Below are 19,805 nucleotides of genomic sequence, written 5' to 3'. Positions count from 1 at the left end.
GACTGAGGAATGCAAAAGGAGCCGCAGTTGGACCGTAAGGAAGTCTTGGAGACTCGGGGGTATCTCTCCGATGTCGCGGTATGGCCCAGCCCAAGTCGCATGGATCTCGGTGGTTGGCTCGACAACTTTGACCAGGGTCTAGATTCGGAAATCGCGATTGCTTTGCTTGAGGCTCACGTTCACATCGATGAAGAGCAGATCGTGTACGCCGTTGCTTCTACGATCCGGGGCATTTCATCGCGAGTTGAGTTCGGTGACAGCATCAGCAGAGCTGCGAATTGGTCAGAATTCGTTCGCGACGTTCTCATCTCGTTTCCGCTAAGTCGGTCGGGTGACCCTACCGCGTCCGGTTATGTGTTCGCCCGGATCGCAAAGAGACTTCGTTTTGAGGAAAACAGAATTCTCGACAGCGAGCATCTCATCAAGAAGATTCTGACATCCGGGCCAAGCTCCGTTATCTTCCTAGATGATCTCGCTGCTTCTGGGACTCAATTCACACGGGATTGGCGTCGGCGCTACCAGACCGATAGTGGAAAGGTTTCGCTTGCCGATCTTCAATCCAAAGATTTCATCTCTTCGGCGTATTACCTGCCTGTGGTGGCTACTCAAGACGCAATAACCAAGATCGAATCGGAGTGCGGTGTGATCGTTGCTCCGACATATTCGCTGGACCGGGATTATCAGGCTCTTGACGCCAACACACGGCTAGTACCGGTTGCATTGCGGCCGTCGTTACCGGAATTCTTCGCAAAGTACTCCCCTCGCACCGGCAGAGATGAGTACGGCCCAGTTGGCTACGGCGATCTGGGACTCGCGCTATCCTTCCACCACTCTTGCCCCAACAACACACTCCCTGTATTGCAGTGGTCGCCTTGCGCCGAATCGTGGAGGCCGTTGCTCAAATGAACAGTCTTTCGAGTCCGGATCTCCTGGAGCGCGTCAATCGAGCACTGGGTCAGGTGCGTGCCGAGTATGAAAGCGACGACGAACTGTACCGACGGTTTGCCGCTCCTCTGTACTTCAAACAGCTCGTCGGGATCTCGCCGTCCTTTCTGGTTGGCGGACGCGGCACGGGTAAGACCACGACGCTGCGGTCGATGTCATTTGGGGGACAGGCGCGGATCACGGAATCGCTGGACCCACAGGCGTGGGAAGTCGTCGGTAATTACTGGAAGGTGGAGCCGAACGTCGTCTCCGTGTTTCGAGGTAAGGGCCTCCCGGAGGATTTGTGGTCACGTGTCTTCTCCCACTACTTGAACTTGAAGCTCAGTTCGCTTGTCCTGGACTACGCGGCCTGGCTGTCTCGGAATTCTCACGTCGTGCTGCTGAAAGAGCACGAGCTCACGTTGTTCACTCGTTCTCTTCATCTAGCAAAGTCGACGTCCATTGACGAGCTATCGAACGCGATCGATCTCGCGCTCGTTGACGTAGAGGCGAAGATAAACGGGAACATTTCGGCATTGTCGGATTCCTCACTCTCACTGTTGGGCAAGCCCCTCGATTACCTGTTCAGTGCAATCGACGATCTGGGAGTGAGTCGACTAAGACCTTTCATGTTCTGCCTTGACGAATATGAAAACCTCTCGGCATATCAACAGAAGCTTGTCAATACGCTGATCAAACAGGTAGGGAACGCGCCGTACACGTTCAAGATAGGCGTTCGGAACACGGTCGCAATCGACCGTGCGACCCTCATCAATGACCAGCCGTTGCAGGAGCCCGCGGACTTCACGACCGTGGACATAGTGACGGATCTGAAAGGTGAGTCATTTGAACGATTCGCCGCTACCGTTCTGGAACAAAGGCTGGCTCTGATTGATCCAGATCACATGGATCCGAGCCGGCTTCTACCTCAGTTGAGCATTGAGCAGGAAGCGGATCTTCTTGGCGCGAAGGTCGTGAAGGCGGACTTGCTCAGTCGGCTTTCTCGAGCCCCCGGCGCTTCGCCCGAGGACCTTGAATTCGCGCAGTCGCTTTCCGACCTCAGTGCTTGCATCGTTTTGAAGTGGGCTGAATCGCATGACGAGGAAGTACTTGAGGTTCTACGGTTCGCGATGCGACATCCGAAGAAGTGGGCTGTCCGCGTTGGTAACTATGGATACGCCGCACTCTTCGCTATTCGAGAGAACCGAGTAGGCGACCGCAAGTACTACGCGGGCTGGAAGTCATACTGTCAACTGGCGGACGGCAACATTCGTTACATGATCCGCCTTGTTTACGAGGCCTTGAGGCTCCACGTAATCGAAGGCGGCCAGCTAAACACCTCGGTTTCAGTTGTCCATCAAACCCGTGCAGCGGCTCGCGTAGGGGAGACGACAATTCGAGATCTCCAAGGATGGTCGCGGCAAGGGGCATCGTTGACGAGGCTCGCTCTCGGATTGGGGAGCATCTTCGGCGCTCTAGCGAGGGAGATGGCTCTCGCAACCCCTGAAGTGAATCAGTTCCGTGTTAGCTACACGGGCAGTTTCGCCGCTGCGACGGACGTGGACCAGCTGCTCGGAGAAGCAGTTGGGCAAGGCATACTTCTGAGCTTCAACGGAGACAAGAACGCTAGGCACTCCGGCGCTACACGCGAAATGGATTTCCAGTTACATCCCGTCCTCGCTCCGTATTTCGTCTATAGCGCTCGGCGGAAGCGGCGGATGACAATTCGCGCGGACGACATCATGGCGCTCACTCAGCGTGAACGCGCGGCCGCGACAGTACGGCGAATCCTTGCAACGCGGGGTACGGAGTCCAGCGATCTACCCGACCAGTTGCTGTTTTGGGAGTGACCCATGCTCGATGTCACCGAACCCGATTTCACGCGTCGCCTACAGTCAACTCAGATTTCAAGCCTAGGGATAGCGCACCTTCTGTACGGAGCAGACATAGAAGAAGAGCGCGCCGAGACCATTGTCGAGGAATTGAACCAAGTTGCAGACATTCAACTGTGCCGACTCGAGGTGTTGGACGAGGCGCGGTGCTTCATACACGGTCCTAACATCGAAGTGAACCTGTTCGAGTTCGGGGACTTGGAAGGTTTTGCCCGCAGTTTGGCTGGCCCAGTCGCCGTGGACTTGACGAGCCTGGAACATAGGGTGTGGGCTCCCCTGATTAAGGCGCTCGTGGCTTGCCACGACGAGGTGCTAGCGCTCTATGCGGAACCCAATGACTATCGGCGGAGCGACGAACTTCCAGGTGCTGTGTATGACCTCAGCACTGGTCGGGGGATAGAACCGTTGCCTGGATTTGCTCGTCTCGCGCGAAGAAGTGACGACGAGGGTTACTTTGCACCCTTACTAGGATTCGAGGGAGCACGGCTCGGGCACATTTTTGATCAGGAGGAGGTCGAACTCCGCCGCACATCCCCAATCATCGGTTCTCCCGGATTTCGAGTCGAATACCCGACCTACACATATCTTGCCAATAGGGACATCCTCGAGCATGACCGCATGGACCGCCGTGTAGAGTACGCGCGAGCCAGCTGCCCTTTTGAGGCCTACCGGGCGATAGAACGCATCCACGCGAAGGCTGGAGGAAAGCACCTCCGTGTTGCGCCAATCGGAACCAAACCTCATGCTCTCGGAGCTGTGCTTTATGCTATTCAACATTCGGCCCTCGTGGAGCTCATTTATGACCACCCCGTGCGTTCAAAAGGTCGTACGCGAGGATCCCGCGGCGTGTACGTCTACGAAGTGAGCAGCTTCCTCCGGTGGATAGCTCCTTGACTTCGCGAAAGCGTGCCGTGGACGCGTTTTACACGCCGCGCGCTGTTGCAGAACGGGTGGCCGCCGCGATGCCCGAGGACTTCTCGGGACGCGTACTCGATCCTGCCGTCGGCGCCGGGGCACTTCTATCGGCCGTCCAAGAGCGGTTCGGGACGAAGGTGTCGCTTTATGGGATTGACGTTGATGCAACAGTTGTTCGTGGCCTGCGTCGGGCGCAGCCTGGCTGGGTGATTAGCCAAGCTGACCTGTTGCAGAATAAGGCCAAAACCGCGAGTCGGGCCTGGCGGGCCGCAAGGGAGGAGATCGCGGCTGTTGTCCTGAATCCGCCCTTTTCATATCGGGGCAATGGGGGCGACCGGATCGGGTATAAGGAGTTTTCTGGTCGAGTCGCGCCCGCGATGAGATTTCTTGTCGAGGTGTTGTCCGACCTCGAGCCCAGCGTTGGGGTCTACGCGATCCTCCCCGATGGTGCAGTGGATGCTGAACGGCACCAGCCACTTTGGGAAGCGATTCGAAGGCGTTATACGGTTTCCCGTCTGGAGCGGTTCAAGACCACGTCCTTTCATGGGGCACGGGTTTCTACTTCGTTGGTTCGGCTGATGCCGGGAGATTCTTACGACCAGCCAGCAGTGATCCGTCGGGATGCCCTCGAGCCGTCCCTCGACGGTTGTCGTTGTGTTGAGGTGATCAGAGGTCGTGTTCCCGTGCACAGCGTGCGCGCCACTGTCCCAACTGACCCTCTGCCGTTCCTACATACGACCAACTTGCGCATGCGGACCCCCGATATGGTGGCGTCTGCTGCGTTGGCTGATGAAGGTCCGCTCATCATGATCAGCCGCGTCGGCCGGTGGAGTGATCCGACACTATTGGATGTCGGGCGGGCCGTGCTCAGCGACTGTTTAGTGGCGCTCCGGCCACGGTCTCGTACCCAACTAGATTCCCTGCAGGGTTCCTTGCGCGAAGCGAAGGCGAACTTTTTGAGCGCGTATCGGGGCACCGGTGCACAGTACTTGACTCTTGCAGCTATTCAGGCCCAACTAGAAGAGCTCGGCTGGCATACCCACGTCGTCAAAGCTAGTGGCTCGGTGGAAGCTTGTTGCTGCGGAGACAGTGCTGCTCGCGAATGTGAGCGTGCCTGAGGTTCTCTTGTACGTGGAATGGTGCTCCTCTTCTGCTCCCTCATCAGGCGCGTCGGCATACATCGAGAATGGGCTTTGCTGCACGGAGAGGGGACGATGGCATTTGGTTTTTCCCATCATTTACCCATCAGATTGACTCGTGAGGGACCCCCCGCGACCGGGTAGAATCGGAGTGACCGAACCTCCGGTTCCCTGTAAACACAAGGGAACCCGCGAGTTTTCGAAGACATTCGGCAACAACCAAAATAGGCCCTGAGCCTCCAAGGGGTCGCAGGTTCAAATCGCGTAAGCCCGACCAATAAAGCCCTGATAAAGGCGCACATCGGCGTGGTTGCTGTCCACGTCGGCAGGACGCGTCCAGGGCGAATAGCCCGTTCGGACGCAGTAGGGCGCATGAATCGGTTCCGCGGGCCGTCACAGGGATCTCTTGCAGGGGCACAGGCCTCCTCCGCGTCCGCTCGACTGTTTCAACTGCAGTTCCCGGGTGCGGCTATTAACCGGTGTTTGCAGGCGTGGTCGACCTTCATGACGGGCTTGCGCTCACGCTAGCGTTCCGACTCGAGCGCCACTCGGCTTCGGATTAACGGCCGACCGCCGCTCGGAGGAAACGGCGCGCCGGGGGTCGAACTTAGGCAATGCGTGTCCGGTGAATGGCGCTCCTCATTTCAGAGCTCACCAAAGCGGCTGGAATGCTTGCGCAACATTTGCTTAGGGGGTGAGCATGTGTAATACTCATCGCAGGTGAGCAGATGATCTCGCCTTGCACGAATGCTCACAGTGTTGTGAAGGAGTCAGGGTGTCGGACATAGTGGCGCAGCGCCCAGTGGTCGCGCAGGTGGAACACCTTTGGAAGTCCTACGGCGGCATCCCTGTGCTTCAAGGTGTGAACATCGACGTACACGAAGGAGAGATTCACGCGCTCGTCGGTGGAAATGGCGCCGGAAAGTCGACGCTCATGAAGGCGATAACCGGGGTCATCGATCCTGACGCAGGAACCATCACCATCGGTGGAAATCGAGTCAAGAATCTTTCACCAAAGGCTGCCCACGCCAACTCGGTGTACATGGTTCCCCAAGAACCGAAACTCTTCCCGAACCTTTCGGTTTACGAGAATGTCGTTCTTGCGCTTGGCAAGCGCAAGGTCACCAAAGCCAAGGTGGCCGAGGTTATCGACTCTCTCGGCCATCGGATCAATCTCGACCAGCCGGCAGGCGAGCTGTCGATTTCAGATCAGCAGCTCATCGAACTCGTCCGCGGAATCCTCCGCGAGGCACGCCTCCTTATCGTCGACGAACCAACAGCGGCACTCACCGCACGCGAAGTGGACCGATTGTTCTCGCAGCTCAGACGGCTTGCCGAGAACGGCGTCGGCATCTTCTACGTGAGCCACCGCATGTCCGAGATCTTCGAACTCTGCCACCGCGTCACAGTCCTACGCGACGGCAACATGGTGCTGCAGGAGAAGACCGCCGACGTCGACATCGACGCTCTCGTGCAGGCGATGGTCCCCGATGCGCAACTGCAACTGCGTCGTAACAGCACGATTACAGTCGACCGTGCCTGCGAGCCATCGATGCGGGTGGCCAATATGACGGGCCAGGGCTTCGCCAACATCTCATTTGACGTCTTCCCAGGTGAGGTGCTGGGGATCGCCGGAGTCGTCGGAAGCGGCCGTACGGAACTCGCGGAGACTTTGTACGGCCTGCGCCCCGGGACCGGCTCGATCGAACTGAACGGCAAGACTTACGATCACCCCACGCCGAGGAGGTCACTTCGTCGAGGCCTCGCCTACGTACCCGAGGACCGACACGCCCACGGCATCTTCCTCATTGGCGACATCGTCGACAACATGGTGGCATCTGTGCTCGACAAGGTGAGCACCGCTGGCTTCATCAGTCGGAGCAAGGAGAACGAGCTGACAGCCCGCTTCTCTAAAGATTTGTCGCTGCAAGCCGGAAGCCCGAAGCGTCGCCTCGCGAACCTGTCCGGTGGAAACCAACAGAAAGTCTCGCTCGCCAAAGCGCTCGCTGCAGAGCCCACCGTCGTCATTCTCGACGAACCCTCACGCGGTGTCGATGTCGGGGCCCGCGAAGATCTCTACCTTCTCATCGACCAGCTCGCAAAGGAGGGTCTCGCGGTCGTCCTCATCTCGTCGGACTTCGAAGAGGTTGTCGACTTGAGCCACCGAATTGTGGTGATGCGGGAGGGCCGCATTCGCGAGGTACTTGCCGGGGACGAGATCAGCTTGAAATCTGTCCGAGACCTGTCTTTCGGGTCAGCAGCAGGAGAGGACAACCAATCATGAAGGCCTTTTTGAGGCAGCGAGAGTTCATAACTATCGGGGGCGTCGTCCTGCTGTTCGTGTTTGTCGGCCTGTTTCATGGAAGCTTCATCGATCCGTCGAACATTGCGCGGGTCCTCAACTCAACCGTCATTCTTGCGCTGCTGGGCGCAGGCAGCGCGATCGTAATACTTACGAAAAACATTGACGTGTCGGTTGGATCGACGCTCGCTCTTTCCGGGATCGTCGGAGCCATGCTCATGCGAGATGGCGCACCTATCTGGCTCGCGGTGATGGCAGTGATTTCCATCGGAGCCATACTCGGCGCGATCAACGGCATCGGCGTAACCTACGGGCACGTCCCCTCGATCGTGATGACTCTCGGAACACTCGCCGCCTATCGCGGAATATCTTTCCTGGTTACCGGCGGGTACTCGATCGAGAGCCTTCCCGCCGCATACCGCCAGATTGGGCGCGTCGAGCTCCTAGGGCTGCCGGTCCTCGTCTGGGCGACCATTGCGCTCATCGGCGTCATCGCGATCCTCATGGCCCGCACAAAGTTTGGACGAAGCTTCTATGCAACCGGAGACAACGCCGACGGAGCATACCTGGTCGGAATTTCGACAAACCGCTTCGTAATCCTCGCTTACACCCTCTCCGGAGTGTTCGCGGCCCTCGCTGCGCTCGTCTTCCTTGCCCAGGTTGGATCGATTGGAAACCAGGCCGGCCAGGGAATCGAGATGCGCGCCATCGCCGCAGCCGTGATCGGCGGAGTCTCCCTCACTGGTGGCGTCGGCACCGTAACAGGCGCGGCCTTTGGCGCCCTCTTCATCAGCACGGCGACAAGCTCGTTGAGCTTTCTCCGGATTCCCGGTTCATGGTCAGACACAGTGATCGGTGCCATTCTGCTCATCGCACTCTTCGCGGACTCGCGGGTGAGGGCACTTGTCTCTCAGAAACGTCTTTCTGCGCGCTATGCCGCACTCGACGACGTGCCAAGAAAGAATCCCGAACTAGTCGAAAGCGAGGTGCGCTCATGAAGGCGCTACAAGCAAAGTTGAAGCCCTTTGCTCGCTGGGAGGTCAGCCTCATTGGAGTGCTCGTGCTTGAACTCGTCGTGTTCAGCGCGCTGAGCCCGAAGTTCCTTGATCCTAACCGCCTCTTGTTTTCGATGTCCGACTTCGTATATCTCGGAATCATCGCTTTGCCGCTGGCCATCGTCATGATCACCGGTGGAATCGACATCAGCTTTGCGTCGATCGCATCGCTGGCAGCCATCATGATGGGGGTCACGTTCAAGTCGGGTGCGAATATCTGGGTCGCGGTGATCGTGGGTTTGATCGCCGCACTGGCGGCGGGGCTGATCAATGGCCTGCTCATCATCTTGACGCGCGCAAATCCCATGGTGATCACCCTCGGTACCCAATTCCTTTTTGCCGGCCTGGCGCTTGCCGCATCGGGGCTCGGTGGTGTCTCCGCATTCGAGGGTGTCTCCGGCCTCCCCGAAGAATTCACTGCGATCGCGGGCGGCAGGACTCTGGGCCTACCGAACATGCTGATCGTGTTCATCATCTTTGCGATCCTCTTTGCCATCCTGCTGAGTCGCACGACCTTCGGCCGCCAGGCACGACTCATCGGTGCGAACCCGGTCGCTGCGCGCTACGCAGGGTTCCGCTCCGACGCTGTGCTTATCGGGGCCTACGTGCTCACCGCATTCGCTGCCGGAATTGTCGGGCTGCTCCTCTCGTCCTACGTCGGATCGGCTCGTGCCGACGTGGGAAGTGCTTTGCTCATGCCGGTGCTCACCCTCGTGGTCATCGGCGGTGTGTCGATGTACGGCGGCGAGGGGACCATCTTCGGCGTCATCGTGGCTACCTTCGTAATCGGTTTCTTGCAGCAGGGACTGCGCTTTGCGCACCTCACCGAGAATGAGGTCGCCGTCTTCACCGGTGTGATCCTTGTCACCGTCGCGAGCCTCCGCTGGTGGAGTGGGCGCTGGTCCGAGCGCGTGCGTAACAGCCGTGTGCGCAGAGAAAATCTGCGACGCATGGGTACCGCGGCGACGGCCGAACGCACAGACGTTCTCGTATAAATCCCGAGTGTGTAACCCCCCTACGTGGCAAGAACTTGTCACCTAACGATTGGAGAGATTCGATGAGGAATCAAATGAAGGTCGCGGTTGCGGCAATGACACTGGGCTTGGTCGCCCTTACAGGTTGCAGTAGCGCAGCTGGTGGCGAAGGGGGCGGGGGAGATTCGAGCACCGCGGACGGCGCTCAAATTGCCTTCATCCCGAAGCTCACTGGCGTCGGCTTCTTCGAAGCGGGCGGCGAGGGAGCTGTGGCTGCCGGAAAAGATCTGGGACTCGATGTGCAGTATCTCGGCTCGCCGGAAGCTTCGGCTGCGAAGCAGGTTGAGCTCATCAACACGTACGTTGGCCAGGGGTTCGACGCGATCATCGTGTCATCGACGACTCCGGACGGGCTCTGCCAGTCACTGGACAAGGCACGCGAGCAAGGCCTCGTTACCCTGACGTGGGACTCCGATGTGAATCCCGAGTGCCGCCAGTTCTACATCAGTCAGGGCACTCCTGATCAGCTGGGCAAGATGCTCGTGGACATGACCCTCGAAGACATCGGCGCTGACGACGCGGCGCAGGTGGCATTCCACTACTCCAGCCCGACCGTGACAGATCAGAACCAGTGGGCTGAAGAGGCGAAGTCGATCATCGCGGAAGACACCAACTGGGAGGTCGTAGATACCATCTTCTCCGAGAACCAGACGGAGCAGGCAGTGCAGCAGGCTGAGGCACTCATCAACGCAAACCCCAACCTCAAGGCGATCATCGCTCCAGACGCAAACGCTCTACCGGGCACCGCTCAGGCGTTGGAGAACCTCGGTCGCACTGATATCACCCTGGTTGGATTTTCAACTCCGAATGCGATGAAGGAATACATTGCCAACGGGACTCTCAAGCGCTTCGCGCTGTGGGACGCACAGGCGCAGGGCGCCCTTTCGGTTCAGATCGCGAAGATGCTCATCGAGGGCAAAGAACTCAACGTTGGCGACAAATTCGAGGTCGACGGCTTTGGGGAGCTCGAAGTCCAGCCGAACTCAGTCCAGGGCTATGACTATGAGGCGGACGGAAACGGCATCATCGTGATGCCGGAGCGCACGATCTTCACGGCCGAGAACATCGACGACTTCGACTTCTAGTCGTCGCGTGTGGTGAGGGGGTGAAACCTCCCTCACCACACACCCTGAAATACGCACTACACGAGCTGGAGAGGATGCGCGATGAACACCGCGGACAGTGACAACTGGGAGACCCAGGAGCAGATTCTACGGGCCGCCTGGTACTACTACGTCGATCAGCTCACGCAGGACGAGGTCGCCAAGCGTCTCTCGATCTCTCGGGCTACCGCCGGGCGTCTGCTCGAGCGAAGCCGCCAGTCAGGCATCGTCACCTTCACGCTCGGCTCGAGCAACTTCGACGCGTTCCAGGTGGGGCGCAAACTTCGTGAAACGTTCAATCTCAAGGAAGCGCTCGTGCCCCCAGCGCTCGAGGACCAGCCGAATGATCCCCACGCTATTGCGCAACGTCTGGCCAGGGGCGGTGCCCAATACCTCCAGAACACGCTCGAAACCGGTCAAACGCTCGCGCTCGGATGGGGCGAGACGGTACAGGCCACGATGCAGCGGCTACCCGTCGAACAGCGCGAGAAGATCAGCACGGTAACGCTGACTGGTGGCGTGAATACCTATGCCCCGACCCCTCGCCGGGGACACGGAGCACCGGGGATCCACTTCGATGCTGCAATACCGGCGCCGATCGTGGTGTCATCGGCAAAGCTTGCTGAGGACCTGCGATCCGAGCCCATGATCCAGAGTGTTCTCGAGCGCTCGCGGACAGCAGATCAGGCCCTCGTGGGGATAGGCGGCGTGGCTGAACAGGCGACCCTCGCGCAACAGGGCTACGTGACCGATGCGGAACTCGTTGAGTTTCGGAAGCTCGGAGCCGTCGGCGACATCCTCGGAATCTTTTATGACGCGAATGGCGAGGTTCTGGACGTGTCGCTCCACGAACGGCGTATCGGCATCGGAATCGACGAGCTTCGCGGCATCCCCAATGTGGTCGGTATCGCCGGCGGCATTTCCAAGGTTGATGCGATTCTCGGTGCACTTCGCGGTGGGTATCTCGATGTGCTGGTCACTACCGAAGAGGTTGCCCGAGCGCTGCTTGCCGCCGAGGGCGTCCATGTCTCACCGGAAAAGAACACGATATGAACTACGTCCTGGCGATTGATGCAGGGACCGGCTCGGTGCGCGCATGCATATTCGATATGGGCGGCACCCCTGTAGCGATCTCACAGCGTAGCTGGGAACACGATCCTGAGCCCGGTATCCCCGGGTCCATGAGCTTCGCGACGGATCGGAACTGGGCGCTTATCCGCGAGATCATTCGCGAGGCACTTGCGAAGGCCGGCATCTCCGGATCCGATGTGGCTGCGGTGAGCTCGACCTCGATGCGCGAAGGCATTGTCGTTCTTGATCAAGACGGCCGTGAGATTTGGGCCTGCGCGAACGTCGACGCCCGCGCCGAGACGGAGGTGCGAGCGCTGGCTGCGAATCCCGGTCTGGAAGAGAGCATCTACGCCCAAACCGGGCAGATGTTCGCATTGGCAGCCGGCCCGCGACTTCTGTGGCTCAAAACGCACCGCCCCGATTTGTACGACAACGCTGCCACAGTGCTGATGCTCAGCGAATGGGTCCTGTTCCGACTCAGCGGTGTGCGCGCGATGGAGCCCTCAAACGGATCCACCTCTGGCTTCGTATCGCTCGCGAGCCGCGCAGGGGACCCCGAGCTGTTGCGACTGTGTGGGCTTCGCGACGATCTTCTCCCCGAGACAGCCGAGCCCGGCACCGTGATAGGACAGGTAACCGCCGCATCCGCTTACGAGACCGGTCTCAGCACGTCGACATTCGTCGTGCTCGGCGGCGGGGACGCGCAGCTGGCAGCCCTCTCCATGGGGCTGACCGCACCAGGGGAAGCGGCCATCGTCGCCGGCACGTTCTGGCAACAGTTCGTGAACCTTCCGACGCCCACCGTTGACCCAAGCATGCGGGTGCGGGTGAACGCGGCAGCTATCCCCAACATGTGGCAGGCAGAGGCGATTGCGTTCCACTCCGGAACGGCAGTCCGTTGGTTCCGTGACACGTTCGCTCATCAGGAGACAGAGATCGCCCGTGCCACGGGCCGCGATCCACTTGATCTGCTTACCGCGGCCGCAGCCGACATCCCGATCGGGGCAGACGGTGTCATCCCAATCTTCTCGGACGTCATGAACTACCGGCAGTGGAAGCATGCCGCGCCCTCGTTCCTGAACCTGTCGCTGGATGGCGGGCCGAGGCTGCGCGCGGCTATGTTCCGCTCGCTCCTTGAGAATGCAGCAATCGTCGCATCACTGAACCTGGAAATGGTCGAAGGGTTCAGCGGCACTCGGGCGGACCACGTGGTGTTTGCCGGCGGTTCCGCAAAGAGTGAGATGTGGACTCAGCTGGTCGCCGACGTGCTGGGCAGACCGATCCGCATCCCGGCGGTGACCGAGTCCACGGCGCAGGGGGCCGCCGCATGCGCGGCAGCAGGCGCAGGGGTGTTTGATACGCCTTCGACAGCGGCACAAAGCTGGCTCTCGTGGGAACGAGAAGTCGTGCCCGACACGGAAGCACACAAGGCCTACGGGGCGGTCCGCGAGCGCTGGATCACCGCGTACGCGCCTCAGCTCGAACTCATGAACTCCGGAATCACCAGCCCACTTTGGCGCGCGCCAGGCAGCTAAAAGAACAAGAAAGAGAAACGATGGAACTCACGAAAACCACCAATGCCGAATTCCGATTCGGGGAGTTCGGCCCAGGTTATGTCATGCGCGGCCCCCTCACCGATTTCGGTGTAGTTCAGTTGCGGCCGGGAGATGACGCTTCCAATCACTACCACGCAAACATCGAGGAAACTTTCGTCGTCATCGAAGGCCAAGCCACTGTGTGGATCGACTGCCAGCAAAGCCATGACCTCAACGTCGGAGACATCGTGCGCTGCGATCCCGGTGAGATGCACTACTTCGTGAACAATTCCGACGTCGTGTTCCGTGCAGTGTTCGTCAAGGCCCCCTACGATCCCGCCGACGGCGTCCAAGTGCCCTGGACACCGGGAGACCCCATCCCGACCGACGCGATCTCGACCGCCAAGGGCGCAGCGGCATAACGCGCGCGCGCACGAGACCTCATTCACAGCCAGAGAAAGGACCACACAATGGCAGATCTAGAAGGCAACATCGATTCCAAGGATTTCGGTATCGGCACTCCGCAGGTAACGCAGGGTTCACCCGTGAAGGGTGCGGGTCAGCTCGATTTCGGCATGCGCCACCGCCTGTCGCGGATCTTCAAGGACGACGGCCGCACAGTCATGCTCGCATTTGACCACGGCTATTTCCAAGGCCCGACGAGCGGGTTGGAGCGCGTGGATCTCAACATAGTTCCGCTTGCTCCCCTGGCGGACGCACTCATGGCAACCCGCGGCATCCTACGCTCAGTCGTGCCGGCGCAGCTCGACACCGCTCTTGTAGTTCGCGCGTCCGGCGGCCCCTCGATCCTCAAAGATCTTTCGGACGAGCGTATCGCGATGGCCATGGAGGATGCCGCACGCATCGACGCAGCAGCGGTCGCCGTGCAGGTATTTGTCGGCGGGGAGCACGAGACACAGTCGGTGCATAACCTAACGCAGCAGATCGACGCAGGCCTTCGCCTTGGCATCCCGGTGCTCGGGGTGACTGCAGTTGGCACCCAGCTCACCCGTGACTCGCGCTACCTCGGCCTCGCAACCCGCATCATCGCTGAGCTAGGAGCTCAGGTGGTAAAGACGTACTACTGCGAGGAAGGCTTTGAGCAGGTCACGTCGGGCTGCCCCGTCCCGGTGATCATGGCCGGTGGGAAGAAGCTTCCGTCGCTTGACGCCCTGACGATGGCCTACAAGGCGATCTCTGAAGGTGCTGCTGGCGTGGATATGGGACGCAACATCTTCCAGCGACAAGCACCCGCAGCGATGATTCAGGCTGTGCGGTCGGTCGTCCACGGCGGCGTCACTCCCGAAGCCGCTCACGCGGAGTACCAGGAGCTCTCGGGTGGAGCCGACGACTAGGTTAATTGCCGGGCGTGCAGTCGGTGCTTCGCAGCGACTGCACGCCCACTTTTTGGGCAACGGTTGAATTGCGAGCAGAGGGCGTAAAAATGGCGAAACACGATGACATGGAGGCGCTTCGCTCGGAGACGGTCGTTGCCTCGAGAGTTCTTGGCGGCGATCCGTTCCTGGTTCTGCACGGCGGTGGAAACACCTCCGTGAAGAACGACGAGTTCATCTGGGCGAAAGCCTCGGGCTTCGACCTTGGATCGCTCGTGCCCGAGGGACTCGTGCAGCTTCGGCGAGAAGACCTTAACGTGCTTCTCGAACAAGACGAGTTAAGCGATATCGCCATGATGGATGGCTACGCCTCCGCCACGGTGCTTCCGGATCAGCCAGCGCCAACGATCGAAGCAATGTTCCACCATGCGCTGCCCTTCGCGTCCGTGCTGCATTCCCACGCTGACGCGATCGTGACACTAACTGACACGGTTCGAGGGCTGGATCTTATCGCCGAAGTGTTCGGCGACGACGTGGTTGCGGTCCCGTATGTAATGCCTGGGTTCGAGCTCGCCAAGCTGGCGCCAGATCTGTGGCGTCGGTCGGGTGGTCGGGCACGGGCCATGGTGTTGCAGCACCACGGGCTTTTCACTATGGGGGACACCGTCGCTGAGGCCCTCGAACTCCATTTGTCCCTCGTAAATCGCGCCGAAGCTTACATCGCGGCGCAGGGCGTTAACATTCGTGCCCAGTTCGATTCGTCGGTTGACGACCTGAAAGACAACGCAGGCCCGGTCGCAAAGTACCTGCTTGAAGATCTGTTGGCACAATCCACCGAGCAAGCCCTCGTTGTGCTTCGTTGTGACGACGCAGAGGTCAGGGCTTTTGTTGAGAGCCCGGACCTCAAGCGGGTGACGAGCCTTGGACCGACGACCCTTGAACATGTCATTCGCACTAAGCGAGTACCTCTTATTGGTGACGACATCGCTCAGTACGTGCAAGATTACCGCGCATACTTCGAACGAAACCGGACGGAGGGCGATGGCCTCCGAATGCTCGATCCCACACCGCGAGTGATACTGCACCGAGAACTGGGGCTTCTCGCCATCGGTACTTCCAAGAAGGCAGCCTTGGCCGTGATGGACATCTACCGCCACACGATCCGAATCATTCACGCTGCTGAACGAATGGGCGGATACCAAACCGTCTCAGAAGGGCAGGCATTCGGGCTCGAGTACTGGGAACTCGAGCAGCGGCGGCTCAAGTGAGTAGATTTTCCTGTTGAAAGCGTGACGCGCACCTTGAGTCAACAACATACAGGCCACGAACGACTGTGCTGCTGAGGAAGCGCAGGAGCCCAAGTCGGCTGAGCCCCATGACCACCCGAGGACGGCATCCCCGACGATGTCCATTCTCTAGTTGGGTGTGAGACCTGATTCGTGCGGCGACATGGAACGCCCAGCAGGCGGCGGTGGGCGCGAGCCAGGGGAAACCGATTTCGCATCTTGAATAACAAAAGTCCCGACACCCCCACCGCCGCCGCGGAAGAGGATGGTCTCTCCGACCGTGAGCTGGGTTCTCGTGACCGGAGACCCTGACCCTGTCTCTCCGACGGTGTCCGACCGGGCGCGAGCCCTGCGTCACTGAAGATCAGGGAGCTCAGTTCGCTCTCGCGTGATCTCTGACATACCGGACGGCTCGCACGGTCGTGCACTTTTCTCGCCTGTTCGAGTCGGGAGGATTGCTGGCGATCTAGATCTTGTATGCGGAGCGCGGCACGTACTTCTCAATGGGCGTTACCGTCTCGACAAGCGGTTCGCCGAGCGGCGCGACAGCACGACCGCCGCCACCGCTGTGACCAGGACGCCGAGCGCGATCGTTCCCCACGGATTGGGCCGGGAGGGAACCGGCGAAGCGGACAAGTCGCGGGCTTCAAAACGCCGCGACTCACGGAGGTCGCGGCGGCAGCCAGTTTTCCGCTTTCGGCTAGTCGCCCGTCAGCGCGTCTTTCACAGCAGCGGCCGCTTTACCGACCGGACCGGGCACGGGCATGGTGCCATAGAGGCCGACGTCCGGCTGGGTCGGCGGCGGCATCGGAACGCTCGAACCGGGACCCTCGGCGTAGCTGAATTCGCCAAGCCCATCGGGGGTCGGACCCGACGCCCACGATCCGTTCGCTGCCTCTTTGCCATCAGAGAAGTTGAGGTAGGTGTACGCCACATCCCTCTCCTCGTTCTCGAGCGGGAACTTGTTCGGCACGGGCAGACCCTCCAGCCCCTCTTCCTGCAGCTCACGAGCCGCTGCGATCCACTGATTCTGGTGCATCGTGTCCCGCGCCAGAAGGAACGACAGCAGGTCTCGAACACCGTGGTCATCGGTCATGTGCCACAACCTCGCCACCTGGACGCGGCCCTGCATCTCCGCATTGGCGTTCGCGGTGAAGTCGGCCAGCAGGTTTCGGCTCGCCGTGATGAACGACCCCTGCCACGGGTTCCCGTTGCTGTCGACCGGTCGCGCTCCCGCGCCGGCGACGATCGCGTGCTGCACATCCATGCCACCGATGACGGCGGCAAGTGTGGGGTCCGAGTTCACCGCGGACTCCAGGTCCTCGGCGGGCGCTTTCTCGAGAAGCTGGGCGATCATGATCGCGAGCATCTCGACGTGCCCAAACTCTTCGGCTCCGATGCCGTAGAGAAGGTCACGGTACTTCCCGGGTAAGTGTGAGTTCCACGCCTGGAAGCCGTATTGCATGGCCACGGTGATTTCGCCGTACTGGCCGCCGAGTACTTCCTGCAACTTTCGCGCGAAGGCGGGATCTGCTTTGTCTGGTGATGCTTTGTGCTGGAGTTCCTGTCTGTGAAAGAACATTGACCTGCCCCACTTGTCGAGCTCGTCCTCGGGAATGGCCGGTCCGGATGACCCACCGGGCGAGTAGTTGCTTCACAAAAGTTAGGCTTGGCCGCGATTTGCGTCTAGGGGGATTTCTCGAATCGGGAATCTCGATAGCATGCACTGTTCCGGCCAGGTGGGATGCCATCGGCTCTCCCTCCGGCTATCGCGAACAGTCGTTCAGGGGCGCGCCCGGGGTGCGCTCCAGCAGCGCCTCGGACCAGTCGATCAAGGCGGGGAGGAAAACAGACTTCGGTTGCAGGATGCGCAGGTGGCCGTAACCGGCGTACTCTTCCCAGCGCACCTGCTCGCCGTTTTGGCACTGCTGTTCTACGAAGTCGTGTTGGAGAGACGGTGGCAGGACCTCGTCTTTCGCGCCCCATGCGACGAACAGGGGAGTGCCGAACGGTCCGGTGACCGCATTCTCCTGAAGGCGATTCCCCAGCGCACCCCCGGTGAGGTCGCCGACGAACAACGGTCGGTCCAGCCCGATGCCGAGCGCGGTGAGGACGGACACCATCAGTCCCGGCTCGGACGGGCACCGTTGTGTCATCTCACGCACCATGACCCGACCACTCGTCGCGACATGATCGCGCAGGTCGACCTCCCGGTAGGTCTCTGAATAGGGGACCAGTACCCAGGAGATCAGCAACGTCTGCTGGGGGGATGCGTCGCCCCGGGTGAAGACGTCACCCAGCGCGTAGGGATCTGTCACTGGGGCCAATGCAGCGGTGCCGAGAACATTCAGCCCTGGGGTGTAGTTCTCGGAAATCTGTGTGGTCCACAGGGCAGCGTGACCGCCCTGCGAGTGACCCCACACCAGGGTGTCCGGCGAAAGCACAAGATCCTCGAGTTCGCCGGCAGCAAGCACCGCGTCGAGTGAGGATCGGGCCTCACCCTTACCGATCAGGTAGGGGAAGTCCCCGGGCGCGCCCTGCCCGGAGTAGTCAGAGGCGATGACCACCCATCCGCGCTCGAGCGCTTCCTCGACCGCGGGGATGTCCCACTCTGTCGCGGCCTTGTTCCGAAGGCTGGGGGCACACCCCTGAGCGACTCCTGTCGTGCCGTGGTTCCAGATGACCACCGGCCGGGGCCCGGGCGGCGGGTCGACGGGGCGGATGACGAGCCCGCTGGCGACAGCATCCGCACCGATGGCATCCCGGGTCGTGTAGAGGATGCGCTCGACCGTCCCGCCCTCGGGAATCTCACCCCGGTAGTCGTCCGAACGGATCAGCTGGCCGTGACCCGAAGGGATGTCGCCTGGCGGGTAGTAGAAGGCGTCGACCACGATTGCGCCGTCCTCGAGCCAGTCATTGACCCACCAGCCAGCGGAAGCGGTGACGACCAGCAGGAGAGCGAGGGCATAGCGGGCGCCGTCAGCCAGGCGGTTCTGCCGACGGCGGGTCTTCGGGTCCGGTTCCACGGTGACGAGCGAAGGGTGAGGGTCGGTCCATTGCCGTGCGCCGCGGCTGAACAGGGCAACACCGAAGGCGATGGTTCGGACACCGAAGGCGACCGCGACGGCGAGGAGCGTGGCATCCGGCCAGGTGAGTGACAGGAGTCCGAAGACGATCTGCGCCCCACCCCAGCACACGGCGAGGACACGCTGCGACAACCTGCCGCGGGCGAGAGCGTCGCCCAGGGATGCCAATCCTCCGAGGACGAGCATCACCGCGAGTGCCTGCGGTAAGAGTTCGAGACTTCTTCCCAGCCAGATCAGCACCACGACGCCGCCGGACACCCACAGAATCGCGAGTAACCACCGCCACCACCGTGAGGGCTCGCCGTTCGGGATGACGTTGGCGATTCCTGACACGATTGCGGCGATGCCGACGTAGATGCCCAGGAGGAGCAGGGAGGTGAGCGGACGGACAACGATCTGGAGCCCGAGAACGATGACGCCGGCCCCGGTCAGGGTGACGACGGATGGCGGTGGAGAGGCGAGCCACTGAGACAGCGACCTGACCTGCCATCCGCGCCACTGAGCCGGGGAACCAGCGGTCACGCGTTCGACGGCTTCACGGGGTCGGACAGCGAAGCCTGGGGGATCGGTGCATGGCTCACCTGCATAGTCTGATCATCCGCGAATGAATGCGCAATTCTGCGCCAGCGGCGGTCGCCCTGTTGCGGGCGAGCCAGCTGTCAGAGTATGCCCGTCGGCGGAGACTGCCGCGCCCCCCGTTCGCGCATTTTCCTTGCCCGGACGTGCCGGATCAATAGACTGTGGCCCATGTACGTCGTCGTCTCGGCCCTGACCCTCGTCCTCGTCGTTGGCGCCCTCGTCGACATCATCACGCGGCAGGACGGGCAGGTGAAGCACCTGCCCAAGATGGTCTGGATTCTGCTCGTGGTGTTTCTCCCGCTGATCGGCAGCATCCTCTGGTTCATCATCGGCCGGGAGTACCCCGAACGCACCCGCAGGCCGGCGGCGACGCGGCAGGCGACACGACAGCATCCCGAGCCTTCTTTCTCGACCCCACGACCGGAGTCGACCGAGGAACAGCTGCTGCGGGTCGAACGTGAGATCGAGTTCTACGAAAAGCAGGCGCGCATCCGGCAGCTGGAGGCCGAAGCTGACAGGCGGCGTCTGCAGGCCGAGTAACGCCCGCGCC

At 60.7% G+C, this 19,805-nt stretch carries 16 protein-coding genes; 14 read left to right on the top strand and 2 right to left on the bottom strand.

Annotated elements, in window-relative coordinates; genetic code table 11:
* The first annotated feature begins 27 nt into the window (after positions 1-27).
* From D9V29_RS12340 to D9V29_RS12275, 13 genes are all read left to right on the top strand, one after another.
* On the top strand, positions 28-906 hold the full coding sequence (locus D9V29_RS12340) for a phosphoribosyltransferase-like protein (protein WP_147436282.1): 879 nt from the start codon (positions 28-30) through the stop codon (positions 904-906).
* Positions 903-2,774, top strand: a complete 1,872-nt coding sequence (locus tag D9V29_RS12335) for an ORC-CDC6 family AAA ATPase (RefSeq protein WP_121673631.1) — start codon at positions 903-905, stop codon at positions 2,772-2,774. The genes D9V29_RS12340 and D9V29_RS12335 overlap by 4 nt, the downstream gene beginning before the upstream one ends.
* A gap of 3 nt (positions 2,775-2,777) precedes the next feature.
* Positions 2,778-3,710, top strand: coding sequence for a hypothetical protein (locus tag D9V29_RS14810; RefSeq protein ID WP_147436281.1), 933 nt, complete (start codon positions 2,778-2,780; stop codon positions 3,708-3,710).
* Entirely contained in the window at positions 3,707-4,849 is a 1,143-nt protein-coding gene (locus D9V29_RS12320) for an N-6 DNA methylase (RefSeq protein ID WP_147436280.1), read from the top strand. The genes D9V29_RS14810 and D9V29_RS12320 overlap by 4 nt, the downstream gene beginning before the upstream one ends.
* A gap of 796 nt (positions 4,850-5,645) precedes the next feature.
* On the top strand, positions 5,646-7,154 hold the full coding sequence (locus D9V29_RS12315; RefSeq protein WP_183085009.1) for a sugar ABC transporter ATP-binding protein: 1,509 nt from the start codon (positions 5,646-5,648) through the stop codon (positions 7,152-7,154).
* The gene (locus D9V29_RS12310) at positions 7,151-8,170 is read left to right on the top strand and encodes an ABC transporter permease (protein WP_121673626.1); all 1,020 of its coding nucleotides are present in this window, start codon (positions 7,151-7,153) and stop codon (positions 8,168-8,170) included. Before D9V29_RS12315 ends, D9V29_RS12310 begins: the two co-directional genes overlap by 4 nt.
* A gap of 62 nt (positions 8,171-8,232) precedes the next feature.
* On the top strand, positions 8,233-9,222 hold the full coding sequence (locus D9V29_RS12305; RefSeq protein ID WP_183085008.1) for an ABC transporter permease: 990 nt from the start codon (positions 8,233-8,235) through the stop codon (positions 9,220-9,222).
* Positions 9,223-9,296: 74 nt separating this feature from the next.
* Entirely contained in the window at positions 9,297-10,346 is a 1,050-nt protein-coding gene (gene lsrB / locus D9V29_RS12300) for an autoinducer 2 ABC transporter substrate-binding protein LsrB (protein WP_220699957.1), read from the top strand.
* A gap of 81 nt (positions 10,347-10,427) precedes the next feature.
* The gene (locus D9V29_RS12295; protein WP_121673623.1) at positions 10,428-11,417 is read left to right on the top strand and encodes a sugar-binding transcriptional regulator; all 990 of its coding nucleotides are present in this window, start codon (positions 10,428-10,430) and stop codon (positions 11,415-11,417) included.
* On the top strand, positions 11,414-12,970 hold the full coding sequence (gene lsrK / locus D9V29_RS12290) for an autoinducer-2 kinase (protein ID WP_121673622.1): 1,557 nt from the start codon (positions 11,414-11,416) through the stop codon (positions 12,968-12,970). The genes D9V29_RS12295 and lsrK overlap by 4 nt, the downstream gene beginning before the upstream one ends.
* Before the next feature lie 20 nt (positions 12,971-12,990).
* Positions 12,991-13,392 carry a cupin domain-containing protein gene (locus D9V29_RS12285; protein ID WP_121673621.1) on the top strand — a complete coding sequence of 134 codons (402 nt, stop codon included), beginning with the start codon at positions 12,991-12,993 and terminating at the stop codon, positions 13,390-13,392.
* 48 nt (positions 13,393-13,440) lie between these two features.
* Positions 13,441-14,325 (top strand): 3-hydroxy-5-phosphonooxypentane-2,4-dione thiolase, encoded by an 885-nt coding sequence (gene lsrF / locus D9V29_RS12280; RefSeq protein WP_121673620.1) that lies wholly within the window; start codon positions 13,441-13,443, stop codon positions 14,323-14,325.
* 89 nt (positions 14,326-14,414) lie between these two features.
* A complete protein-coding gene (locus D9V29_RS12275) occupies positions 14,415-15,572 on the top strand; it encodes a class II aldolase/adducin family protein (protein ID WP_121673619.1) in 1,158 nt (385 codons plus the stop codon).
* 718 nt (positions 15,573-16,290) lie between these two features.
* Here D9V29_RS12275 and D9V29_RS12265 read toward each other — a convergent pair.
* Together D9V29_RS12265 and D9V29_RS12260 are read right to left on the bottom strand one after the other, a co-directional pair.
* A complete protein-coding gene (locus tag D9V29_RS12265; RefSeq protein WP_121673618.1) occupies positions 16,291-17,172 on the bottom strand; it encodes a manganese catalase in 882 nt (293 codons plus the stop codon).
* 184 nt (positions 17,173-17,356) lie between these two features.
* Complete coding sequence (locus D9V29_RS12260; protein ID WP_229790576.1) at positions 17,357-19,198, bottom strand: lipase family protein; 1,842 nt, start codon at positions 19,196-19,198, stop codon at positions 17,357-17,359.
* Positions 19,199-19,423: 225 nt separating this feature from the next.
* Between D9V29_RS12260 and D9V29_RS12255 the strand changes: the two genes are divergently transcribed.
* The gene (locus D9V29_RS12255) at positions 19,424-19,795 is read left to right on the top strand and encodes a PLD nuclease N-terminal domain-containing protein (protein WP_121673617.1); all 372 of its coding nucleotides are present in this window, start codon (positions 19,424-19,426) and stop codon (positions 19,793-19,795) included.
* The last annotated feature ends 10 nt before the right edge of the window (positions 19,796-19,805 follow it).

It is taken from the genome of Mycetocola manganoxydans (assembly GCF_003667545.1).
Classification (GTDB): domain Bacteria; phylum Actinomycetota; class Actinomycetes; order Actinomycetales; family Microbacteriaceae; genus Mycetocola_A; species Mycetocola_A manganoxydans.
This window is presented reverse-complemented; position numbering and strand designations above follow the sequence as displayed.